At 30.1% G+C, this 12294-nt stretch carries 10 protein-coding genes; 4 read left to right on the top strand and 6 right to left on the bottom strand.

Annotated features, from left to right (window positions below):
• Positions 1 to 80: 80 nt before the first annotated feature.
• From QMG30_RS13490 to QMG30_RS13505, 4 genes are all read right to left on the bottom strand, one after another.
• Positions 81 to 1628 (bottom strand): response regulator transcription factor, encoded by a 1548-nt coding sequence (locus tag QMG30_RS13490; protein ID WP_281816189.1) that lies wholly within the window; start codon positions 1626 to 1628, stop codon positions 81 to 83.
• A complete protein-coding gene (locus QMG30_RS13495; protein ID WP_281816191.1) occupies positions 1621 to 3384 on the bottom strand; it encodes a sensor histidine kinase in 1764 nt (587 codons plus the stop codon). Before QMG30_RS13495 ends, QMG30_RS13490 begins: the two co-directional genes overlap by 8 nt.
• 333 nt (positions 3385 to 3717) lie before the next feature.
• Positions 3718 to 5964 (bottom strand): thiamine pyrophosphate-dependent enzyme, encoded by a 2247-nt coding sequence (locus QMG30_RS13500; protein WP_281816194.1) that lies wholly within the window; start codon positions 5962 to 5964, stop codon positions 3718 to 3720.
• Positions 5965 to 5983: 19 nt separating this feature from the next.
• Positions 5984 to 7042 carry a 2-oxoacid:acceptor oxidoreductase family protein gene (locus QMG30_RS13505; RefSeq protein ID WP_281816197.1) on the bottom strand — a complete coding sequence of 353 codons (1059 nt, stop codon included), beginning with the start codon at positions 7040 to 7042 and terminating at the stop codon, positions 5984 to 5986.
• A gap of 423 nt (positions 7043 to 7465) precedes the next feature.
• On the opposite strand from QMG30_RS13505, the gene QMG30_RS13510 reads away from it, so the two are divergent.
• Complete coding sequence (locus QMG30_RS13510) at positions 7466 to 7804, top strand: hypothetical protein (RefSeq protein ID WP_281816198.1); 339 nt, start codon at positions 7466 to 7468, stop codon at positions 7802 to 7804.
• 58 nt (positions 7805 to 7862) lie between these two features.
• Here QMG30_RS13510 and QMG30_RS13515 read toward each other — a convergent pair whose 3' ends face one another.
• Positions 7863 to 8609: a hypothetical protein gene (locus QMG30_RS13515; RefSeq protein ID WP_281816201.1), complete on the bottom strand. Its 747-nt coding sequence runs from the start codon at positions 8607 to 8609 to the stop codon at positions 7863 to 7865.
• Between the two features lie 84 nt (positions 8610 to 8693).
• Positions 8694 to 9392, bottom strand: a complete 699-nt coding sequence (locus QMG30_RS13520; RefSeq protein ID WP_281816202.1) for a 5'-methylthioadenosine/adenosylhomocysteine nucleosidase — start codon at positions 9390 to 9392, stop codon at positions 8694 to 8696.
• 330 nt (positions 9393 to 9722) lie between these two features.
• Here QMG30_RS13520 and QMG30_RS13525 point away from each other — a divergent pair, with 330 nt between their 5' ends.
• From QMG30_RS13525 to QMG30_RS13535, 3 genes are all read left to right on the top strand, one after another.
• Positions 9723 to 9974, top strand: coding sequence for a TIGR03905 family TSCPD domain-containing protein (locus QMG30_RS13525; protein ID WP_281816204.1), 252 nt, complete (start codon positions 9723 to 9725; stop codon positions 9972 to 9974).
• A 315-nt stretch (positions 9975 to 10289) separates the two neighbouring features.
• Complete coding sequence (locus QMG30_RS13530) at positions 10290 to 11024, top strand: GntR family transcriptional regulator (RefSeq protein ID WP_281816206.1); 735 nt, start codon at positions 10290 to 10292, stop codon at positions 11022 to 11024.
• A 152-nt stretch (positions 11025 to 11176) separates the two neighbouring features.
• On the top strand, positions 11177 to 12208 hold the full coding sequence (locus QMG30_RS13535) for a BMP family lipoprotein (RefSeq protein ID WP_281816208.1): 1032 nt from the start codon (positions 11177 to 11179) through the stop codon (positions 12206 to 12208).
• Positions 12209 to 12294 lie beyond the last annotated feature (86 nt).

The following is a 12294-nucleotide window of genomic DNA, read 5'->3' on the forward strand; positions in this document are numbered from 1 at the left end:
TGCTCGAAAAAAAGTGGTAGTATCAAAACTACCACTTTTCATTAAATTAAAATATAATTATTTTTACATTAATTATATTTTTATGTACTACTATTCCTATATTCATTTGGTGTTATGTCACAATATTTTTTAAACATATTAATATAATGGATAGCAGAATTGAAACCACATTTTTCAGCTACTTGGTAATGTTTTAGATTAGTGGTTTTTATCAAATTCTTTGCATATTCTATTCTCTTTTCATTAATATAGTTAGATATGGTTTTATTCATATACTTAGAGAATATCCTACTTATATAACTAGGTGTCACTCCAATACTACCAGCAATATCATCAAGACTTACATTCGTTGTATAATTTTCATCAATAATTTTAAGTGTCTGTACAATCAAATAATTCTTTGGTCTTCTAATATCAATATTTAATCTATCATCAAATTCTTCTAGCACTTTCAGTAATTCATCTGCATTGTGAATCACATCAAAATCTATATCTATTTTTTTCGTTCCACATAATTCCTGCATATGATTTTTAATTACATAAATAAATTTATCCACATTGATTAGGATGTTGTCTTTAGTAATCTTCCCAATAAACTTCTTTACTGTTTTTGAAATCTTATTATTACTATTTGATTCTAACCCTTTGATTAAGTCACATTTCAATTCATTCAAGTATTTATCATTTACATCCAATTCATATTTATCGTTATGATAATATATTTTCTTATTAGGATAGAAGTATGTTTGATCCAATATTCTTTGGACTTTATCATATGTCACATTAATATTTTCTAACCCTTTGTAGTTGCATCCCAATGCCATTACAATTTCAACATTCAAAAACGTTTTAGTAGCATATGATAAGTCATTTACAATATCTTGTATATAGTTATTTATATTAAATTGGCTTTTCTCTTTTGAAAAGGTCAATAGTACAACAAATAAATCTCTGGAATACTTGACTATCTCAAATTCATTATATTTTTCTAATGTATTTGTAAAAATATTATTGATACTATTGATAAATATATTATCACCATTCTTTTCATACCTTGCGATTATTCTTTCATAGTTCTCTATCTTGACCGCAATTAAATATATATCACCATTCTTTATTTTCAACTTATATCTATGAGCAATTGTTTCAAAATCAATTTTTTCATCAAAACCTATCCTAAGTATATTCGCAAGAAAGTTCGTTCTGAACTCTTTTATATTTGATAGATTATCATCTTTATTCTTATGTTTGGATAGATATTTCTTGTCAATTGACTTCAAATATTCTGCAAGATTATCAGCTAAAATGTTATTCTTAAGTATATAATCGTTGGCCTGATACTTAAGAGCTTTTTGAGCGAACTCAAAATTTTCGTGACATGTAAGCATTACAACATATCCCTCATATCCTTTTTCTCTAATTTTTTTTAATACAGTAATACCATCAACTATAGGCATTGTTATGTCTAAAAAAACAATATCGGGAGTTAATTCTAAGATCTTTTTGATTGCTTCTTCGCCATTCCCTGCTTCTCCTATTATGGAATATCCATTCTCTTCCCAATCAAATACTGATTTAATCCCAATTCTAACAAAATTTTCATCATCAGCTAAAAAAATATTAATCAATGGTTTCACCTTTTTCTATAGGAATCGTTATTTTAACAAGTGTACCTTCACCTAAACTACTTTTTATTTGCACTCCAAAATCCTTACCATAAATCATTTGAATTCTTTTATTCACATTATAAATACCAATCTTATTAAATCCATCATTAGTCTTTTCTTTTATAAGTATATTATCAATTACTTGTTGTGAGATACCATTACCGTTATCAAGGACTTCATAAACAATCATTTTGTTTTGTATATGAATCTTTATATTTATATTACCTTTCTTGTCCATATTGTCAAAACCATGGAAGATACAATTCTCCATAATCGGTTGCAATAAATATTTTAAAGTATAACAACCCAAAACTCTGTCTTCTACATCAAATGTAATATTAAATTTATTATAATACCTGAGAGATAATATTTGAATGTAATATTGAATTTGTTTTAGTTCTGTTTCAATTGTAATCTTATCAGATTTATCTTTGATAGCGAAACCGATGATATGTCCTATTGAGTCCAAAGATGTCTCTATTGATTTTGCTCCTTGCATTGTAGCCATCAATTTAATCGCATTAAGAGTATTAAGCATAAAATGCGGAGAAATCTGTGCTTGTAGTGCTTTATATTCCATCTCTCTTTTTTCATTTTCTTCTATGTATATTTTATTTATAAGATTTTGTGTGTTATCTATCATCAAATTAAAGGCATGACATAATTCCCCAAATTCACCTTTAGATGTTGTATCTACTCTAACAGATAAATCTCCTTTATATGCTTCTTTAATTGTACTGTTAAGACTCTTAATAGGCTTCATAATATGCCTTGATGTCATTTCAGACACGATAAATGCAATGAGAATACAAAAAACAGCTACTAGAATCATTATCACCATTGTTGTATATGCTTCTTTGTATATAGTACTTTTTGGTATTAACATCATGATAGAACACCCTGTAATATTTGATGTGGTCAATATAGAAAGATAATCCTTTTTATCTATCCTTATATTAGTTTTTCCTGATATGACCTGTTCCATTATATTATCGGTTTTCTCTTTACTTTTATCTTCAAAAGACGAATAAATAATATCGTTTTCATTATTTGATACAAATATTTGTGTACCAGAATGTATAGATTCATTATTCCACAATTCTACTAGGTCATTTATTTTCACATCAATTTTTAATATCCCTAACTTTCTATTAGTTCTTGCATTCATAATAAGGCGACCTACAGATATGATATCTCCACTATCTATGCCATACATAGTGTCCTTATGAAGAGGTAATATTATAGAACTACCATTAGAATTATACAGTGTATCATACCAATGTTGGTTTTCAAAATTATCGATTGGCGATACTGAATATCTATTTTTCGAATATATCAGTGGAGAATTAAATGGTATTAAAGTCACTGAATTAATGTATTCATTATTATACAATATGCTTGTATATAATTTAGCTGATACTTTATCACTGTCCCTATACATTTGAAATTTTTTCATATCTTCGGGATACTGTTCATAACTTCCATCTAGTACTTTAAAAACTGCTTCGTCCATAATAGGAATTTGTGACAAGTTATCTAACGAGGTTATCAGATTATCAAAAGCGATTAATGTCTGCTTATTAACAGCTTGTGAACTATTTATTGCATTTTCTTTCAGTGAATCTGATACATAAAACGTTAATATCGTAGTATTAAGTACTACAACTCCAACAACGACAATAAAGCATATAAGTAGTATTCTAGTTCTAAATTTCATAACAACACATCCATACTATTATCAAAAACCTATGGTTTTTATCATTTTTAATATATTTAGTATATATTTCGACTTATATTTTGTCAAACAATACTATATATAATTATGATTTTGAACTTATTAATATAAGCTTAGTACAAAAAATTTATTTTCTAATTGCCAAATCAATCACTTTTTTTCCTAATATTAATAATTATACATCTATTTAAGCTATAGAATTTTGAATAGTAATAAAAACAACCCCTAAGCTGTTAAGTTTTTCCTAATAACAGTTTTAGGGATTATTTTATCAACATTGCAATTCTTTATAAGTATATTCCATACTCTTGTAAACTATAAAACTAGACTATCATTCCTAGCCTTTAATCTCTCCCATCTTCTATCAACCTCATTCTGAATATCATCAAGAAGTGCTTCATATTTAGGTTTGGTTAAATGCTTAGTCCTTCCCATCATCTTGAAGAAATCTGCCATAGGAATCTTCTTATTCTTAGTCTCAGGATTATAAGTTATTGTTGTAATACCATTCTCTATTTCATATAGAGGATGATAACAGCTGTTAACTCCCGCTTCTATAACACTTCTCTCATATCTTGGCTCATCTCCCCAGTTTAGAGGACAAGCAGATAATGCTTTTATGAAAGCCAAACCATATTCTTGAGCATATTTTTGGGCTTTGGCGGCTTTTTTAATAAAATCACTTGGCATGAATTCAGCAACTGTCGCAACATAAGGAATGTTGGTTGCTGCAAATATCATAGGTGTATCCTTATTATAATTTGCCTTTCCTGCTTGAGCTGGACCAACATGTGAAGTAGAAGTCTTAGCTCCTTTTGGTGATGAATATGATAATTGATATCCAGTATTCATGTAACCACCATTATCGTATTCCATAATTATCATCTTGTGATTTCTAAGTGCAGCACCAAGAGCCGCTCCCATACCTATGTCAAGACCACCATCTCCACTGATCATAACAAATGTAAAATCTTCTCCTTCAGGTATCTCGCCTCTTTTTTGTTTCTGATGGAACATCTCAACAACACCTGATAATGTTGCTCCACCATTTTGGAATAAGTTATGGATATAACTCACTCTAAATGCTGTTTGAGGGTAAGGAGTCGTAACAACCATTCCACAACCTGTCTGGAATAATAGAACTACATTACCTTCAATACCTTTTAACAATAGATTAACGTTAACAGGTATACCACAACCAGGACATGCTCCTGAACCTGGTGCCCATCTTTTGGGCATCTTGGTAGCATTTTTTGGAATACCGCCTTTTGCAATGAATTTTCCTGTCTCTTCGTCTTTTACTACTGTTGTTACACCTGGTGATGCTTCTTCTTTAGTTATTGGTTTAAATAATTGCTCAGGCTTATAACCTTCTTTTCCTGTGTAGTTACCATAGTAATCAAATCTATTCTCAACTTTTTTAGTCTCCACAATATCAAGAGCCCTATTAAGCATATCAATCGCATCTTCTATATAGAAATCTTTACCACTAAGTCCATATACTAATGTAGCTACTTCAATATCTGCTTTGTAATCTTGTAATGTAGCTTTTAACTCAATAGATAGATTCCCACCGTTAGCACCATAACTATCTTGTCTATCGGCAACAACTATAGCTTTTGTATTCTTGACCATTTCATATAGTTCTTCTTTGTACCAAGGTCTAAGGGCATTAACCGCAAAAACCCCAACTTTCTTACCTTTTTTCCTTAATTCATCAACTGCTAGAATTGCTGTATCATAACTTGAACCTATTATGAATAGAGCAGCATCTGCATCTTCCATTTTATAGCCTTCAACAACATCGTAAGTTCTACCTGATAGTTGTCCATATTCCTTAAGAACATCTTTTATTACTCCTCTTGCATCATTCATAGCTTCATGCAATTGGAATTTATTATTAATAAGGTCAGGTTCATTCATATAAGAACCCATAGTAACAGGTTTATCAGGATCTAACAAGTGATGTTCCGGTTCATATTTTCCAATGAAATCCTGAACATCTGAATCTTTCTCGAAAACTTTAGCTCTTCTCTTCTGATGACTAGTGAAGAATCCATCAAATGCAACTATTACTGGTAGTTTAACCTTCTCTGCAATTTTTAGAGCACATATGTTCATGTCATATACTCTCTGTGGGTCTTTGGCAAAAAGTATTATCCATCCTGCATTGAGAGTATACATTATATCGCTATGATCGCCTTTTATAGAAAGAGGACCGGATACAGTACGACACACAACATTAAGTACCATAGGCAACCTAGTACCGGACTGTACTGGTAATTGTTCTAGAGCATAGAGCAAACCATTAGCTGATGTAGCATTGAAAACACGACCACCACCCGCTGTAGCTCCATAACAAATACCCGCTGCCCCATGTTCTCCATCACCAGGTATCATCATTACATCATGTTCACCTTCGGCTTTTAACAAATCAAGATGTTCGGCAATCTTGGTTGATGGAGTGATTGGATAATAACCCATTACATGATAATTTATTTGTTTTGCAGCATAAGCCGCAAGTTCATTTCCACTATCAAAAACAATCTTTTGTTCTACCATTCTTTAATCCTCCTCTATTCTAGTTTCCGCTTTCAGTATTAACGATTGAATTAGCTCCAGTATCTTCAAATTCCAGAGAATCTACAATAAGGTCTTTGTTTCTTACATGTAGTTTACCAATATCATAATCTCTTTCTAACTCAGCTGTTAATGCTGCTGTTGGACATACTTCCACACATCTAAGGCAACCTTTACAATGATGATAATCCAACCCTTTATTAACCATTGATGGTTTACCTCTATACTCACCTTGGACAAATTGGAAAACCATATCAGGGCAAGTAGTATCACATAGCCCGCAGTGTATACATTTCTCTTCATGGAAAATAGGAACATATCCTTGTCTGCTGGCAGAAACATCATTAGTAATAGTACTTCCAGGTATTGTGTTAACACCTCCTATAGGTGCATTAGCATAACCCCAGTCTCTTTTTACCTCTTTATATTCTTGATATGGATACTTGCCATCATCCTTATATTCAGTTCCAATAATATCTTCATAACCTCTCCTGACTCCTGCTAAATTTCCTTCAAGAGCAGCTGGATATTTCTTACCTACTGTATCTCTGACTACTTGTTCCAATGAATCAAGTGTAATGAATCCTGTAGCTTTTCCTATAGCCCCCAGCAATACCATATTGATTCTAGTACGTTCTTCCAAAGCTATCTTTAACGCATCAATACATATTAATGTTCCTGCATGCATTTTGAGTCTATCTCTAACAGCATCTGGTTCATCATTGGTATTGACTACAACAACTGTATTCTCATCCACACCTGCCATAACTGGAATTTTCCCAGCAAGATTCTCATGAAAAATTCCAATTACATGAGGTTTTTCTATTGGACTATTTATTCTGATCTCTTTATCAGTATCACAGTATCTGATAAATGATTTAACAGGTGTTCCTTTTTTTTCAGAACCGTAACTGGCAAAGTTAGAACTATTGAGTTCAAGATACAATGCACCTAACTCACCCAATATTTTACCGATAAGATTGGCCCCTAGTCCTCCTATACTCTCAAGTCTAATTTCATAAAAACCATGTTCATTTGTAATAGGTAGATTAACACTCATCTCTTCATTCCTCCTTTTTATGTGTTAGCAATTAGCTATAAATTACTAAATATATCCTGTAATAATCATTATAACATAATAATAGTTATTATCAAGTATTTATTATTTCAATAATTGTTATTATTTGTTCATACCACTTTCAGTATAAGTAAAAATATGTTTTAATATACCAATTATCATTTATTTTTTATGTTGATTTAACCTCAATATATAACAACTTAAATATTCATTCAATATTAGTTAGAATATGATATTATTTTTTAATAAATATTTATATAATCAAGGAAAAATAGTTATGACAAATAACAACACATTTATTAAAGGCTATATGATATAGTTATTTATAAGGTAAAAAAAAGAAATTCATGTTTAAGTCTTATCATAGAAATAGTATCTTGATTTTTAAAGGAGTGAACTGTTTAAATGAAACAATTTTTATATGTAATTTTAATAATAATCTTTTTTTTCAATATTACTGGTTGTAGTAATAATGATGATGATGAAGTAGATGCTTCTCGTCCTCCATTGGTAATGTATAATGATGAAATATACAAAACCACAGGTAATGAATTTGACGTTACAGATGAATATGAATTTGTTGATACGATAAAGAGTGAAACAAAACATAACGAAAAACCTACAGAAAATTCAACTGGTCATTTAGTAAAAAAAGATAGCTCCATTTATATAAAAACAAACGATAGCGATAATATTTATATAGGAAATAATGAAACAATAATAAAATTTAGTAAATTAAAATAGTATAAAAAAACACCATATCACTTACTCATTAAAAGTAACTGATATGATGTTCATATAACTAAGACATTATTTCTTTTATAACATCCTCCAAATCATTTTCATTTAATAAAGTGCTTTTCCTTCTTGATCTGGGGCTTTTTGATATTTTCGCACTGTTTGATATATCTTCATCCCTGTCTCTACTAGGCCTAGAATAGTCAGAGATATCGTGTATATCTTTTTTGCCTTTCTTATGAATTTTTTTAATTTCCTTACTTTTTCCATAATCTTCATTAGCAATCTTAACCCCATTCATAACGACTTTCAACTCATTATCTAGATGGTTGCACAGATAAATTGTAGCAATTTCTTTTTTGTCATCTATTCTACAAATCATTCTAACTCCAAGTAATATAAGTCCTAATACTAACCCAAATATACCACATATCAATACATTAGGCAAAACTTCTATATTAATCTTATTAAGCAATGCTATTTCCAGGAAAGTGAATGTAAGGCCTATTAATATTGTAAAATATAATGTATTGATTGCTAGATCCTCTAATATATATATTGGTATCTTATTAACTTTGATATTATAAAGATTTTTCTCTATAAATATTTTTGTATTCAATGGCTTAGTTCCCGAAACAACCCTGTGTCTATATTTATGTTCTATAAACATTATATCCTTGTCCATAAATTTCCCGTCAATAGTTTTCAGTATTCCATTATATTTATTATTAGCCGATAAACAGCTAAATACACCTATAATAAAAACAAAAGTTAATATTGAGCATACTATTAGATTAATTGTATCATACATAAGAAACTCCCCTTCCAATTATTTACAATTATTATACATCAATATTGCAATTATTGGAAGAGTTATTTGTAAATTATTTACAATTTATAATATTTCTATCATTCCTTCTATAATTTTTGTAGAATTATCTGCTGCGATTTGAGTGAATTCTTCAAAATTAGTTTCTGCTGAATTATCCGCTTTATCAGATATTGACCTAATTATTACAAAAGGTATCTTATTAAGATGGCATACATGTGCAATAGCTGCCCCCTCCATTTCTGTACAGAAACCGTTAAAATCTTCTATTAATCTTTCTTTGACTTTCATATCAGAAACAAATTGGTCACCACTGACAATTCTTTCAACAAATACTTTATGATCTGCAATCTTATTACTACTTGCTTTCTTAGCTAATTCTATTAATTTTTCATCTGCCTTGAAACAACTTACATCCATTCTAGGAATTTCTCCAACTTTATATCCGAATCCCGTTGCATCCATATCATGTTGAAGTGCATCACTAGAGACAACAATATCTGCTATATTCAGTTTGTTACTGACAGCACCTGCAACACCAGTATTAATTATCATGTCTACACCAAATTTATCTATCATGATCTGTGTGCACACTGCTGCATTAACTTTTCCGATGCCACATCTAACTACAACTATATCTTTGTCATACATCTTACCACTATAAAATTCCAGACTAGCGTATTTTTTAACCTCATCTATAACTATCTTCTCTTTTAAGGCTGCTACTTCTTCTTCCATAGCTCCTATGATTCCTACAACACTCATTTACTAATCCTCCTATATAATATTTACCGTATGTATTTTTAAAAATTTTCTAGTATCCTTATATCAATTATCTCATAGTACTAATATTTTGTGAACAGTATTTTATATAAAATTATATTTAAACAAAATAACTATTTTTTAATAACTAAAATTATGACTTGGGATTTGAATACCTAGTAAAAAAACTTTTTATTGCCAATATTTTTTTATTATTGTATACTATCTACATAAAAAGACAAGTTACAACAAGAAGTCTAGCATATTAATATTTTTGACTAATATAAAAATAACTCCATTAGGCAGAAAATATTATAGAAAGGATAAATAAGAATGTACGAATATTACCCAACAGGAACATGCTCTAAAAAAATAACATTTGATGTAGTAGATAACAAAGTAACTAATGTAAAATTTACATATGGATGTGCCGGCAATCTATTAGGCATTAGCCAACTGATTGAAGGAATGGAAGTTGATGAAGTAATTGATCGTTTAGAAGGAACTCCTTGTGGTTCTAAACAAACATCATGTCCAGACCAGTTAGCAAAAGCTTTAAAAGAATACAAACAAAAAAATTCTTAACATACGAAAGACTATCCATGATTTATGGGATAGTCTTTACTTAATATGAATAATATGATTTCATTCATATTTTATCTATTTTGATTAACTTTACGATAATAATCAATATAATCCCGTCATATTTACCAACTACTTATTGTATAAATATTTTTTTCAAACTACCATCCTTTAAATTACACAATTTCCAATTAATATAGTTAAAAAAATAGACTTTTTTCACAAAACGCCTTGAATTATGTAAAAAAATGTGCTACACTCTTCTCAACTGGTAGTGACGAGATGACATCGCGTTATCACCACCTAAGGAGGATAAAAATGAAAAGTATCGATACACCTATACCTTTATACTACAAACTGAAGCAAGAAATAATAAAAATGATAGAAAATGAAGAAGTAAATGCAGATGAACTAATACCTTCAGAACGAGAAATGATGGAAAAATACGATATAAGTAGAACTACCGTAAGAAAAGCTATAGATATATTAGTTAATGAAGGTTATCTGTATAAAATACATGGAAAAGGGACATATGTAAAAGGCAAGAAGTTCTCTCAAGGATTACTTAAATTAACTAGTTGTAAAGAAATGTTAAGAAGCAAGGGCTTTGATCCTATATCAAAAGTCATAAAATATGATGTCTTGACTCCAAGTAAAAGATTAAGCCACCAAATGAATCTTACTCCTAAGGATAAAGTCTTCTACACCGAGAGAGTTAATCTAATTGAAGGATCACCTATAAACTATACCAAATCATATATACCTTACAAATATGTTCCATCAATAGAAAACTTCAATTTTAATAAAAGTTCTATATACAAAACTTTATCGACTGTTTATAAAATAGATATAATCGGTTCTAACAGAACTGTTGAAGCCGTACTACCCGATGAAGTAATAGCAAAAGCACTAGACATTAACCTTAACCTACCTTTATTGAAATTTAATGGTTGGGTATATGGTGAACATAATAGCAGCAAAATATTAATAGAATATTTCAAAACATTTTATAGATCAGATAGATCCAAATTCTATATAGACTTTGTTGAATAACCTAAAGGTATTTTCCTATTCTACTTACTTTCGTACCAATATTTTACCCCTTCATATTAGTACGAAAGAACTTTCTAAAAAAAGTAGAATGGAACTTATCATATATGACCAAACTAATAAAAACTTATTTATTACTTAAAAGGAGGAAGAAAATGAACTTTAAAAAGGTATTTGCAATAATGTTATGCTTGACTTTATTATTAGTGGGATGTGGAAAATCAGCTGACACTAAAGACAAAGATTCAGAAGACAAAACTTTCAAAGTTGCCATGGTAACAAGTGCTGGTGGGTTAGGAGATCGTTCTTATAATGATTCTGGATATGAAGGACTTAAAAAAATTGAAAAAGATTTAGGAATGGAAATAAAAGTTGTTGAACCTGCAGATGTCTCAGAAGGTGAAAAATACTTAACTGAACTTGCAAAAGCAGGCTATGATTTAGTATGTACCCTTGAATATGGACATGCTGATGTTCTAGCTACTGTAGCTCCCCAATTTCCAGATACAAGATTCGCAATATTCAATATAGTTGTAGACCAACCAAATGTTACTTCTGTAATTTTTAAAGAACATGAAGGCTCATTCTTAGCTGGCGCTCTAGCAGCTATGGTAACAACCGATGAATCCATAGACAAAACAAATGATCAAAAAGTAATCAGTGCAATAGGTGGAGTTCAATCTCCTGGTATTGATAAATTTATAGTTGGTTATGAAGAAGGTGCCAAATATATAGACCCAGAAATCAAAGTATTGAAAGGATACTCTAATTCATTTGGTGATCCTGCAAAAGGAAAAGAACTCGCTCTAGTACAGATCGATCAAGGTTCAGACGTAGTATATCAAATAGCAGGTGGAACTGGCGAAGGTATATTCGAAGCCGTAAAAGATAAAAATGTTTTTGCAATAGGTGTTGACTCCGACCAAGATTATATCGTACCTGGTAATATCCTAACAAGTATGATGAAAAGACTGGACATGGCAATGGTTATGCTTGCAGAAAAATTAGAAGATGGTACTATCGATGACCAAAATCTTATCGAATTAGGATTAAAAGAAGGTACGGAACTTAGTCCAATGGAACATACAAAAGATATGTTAAAACAAGAATATCTTGATAAATTAGAAGAAATAAAAGAAAAAATTTCAAACGGAGAAATCAAAGTTACTGATGTCTCAAAAGAATAAAAAAAGATATCCCTAATCCTCAGTCAATACATTTCAAGGCTATAGAATAAGGGAAAACACCTTGAAATGTATTGTGATTAGTGGAT

It is taken from the genome of Vallitalea longa (assembly GCF_027923465.1).
GTDB lineage: Bacteria > Bacillota > Clostridia > Lachnospirales > Vallitaleaceae > Vallitalea > Vallitalea longa.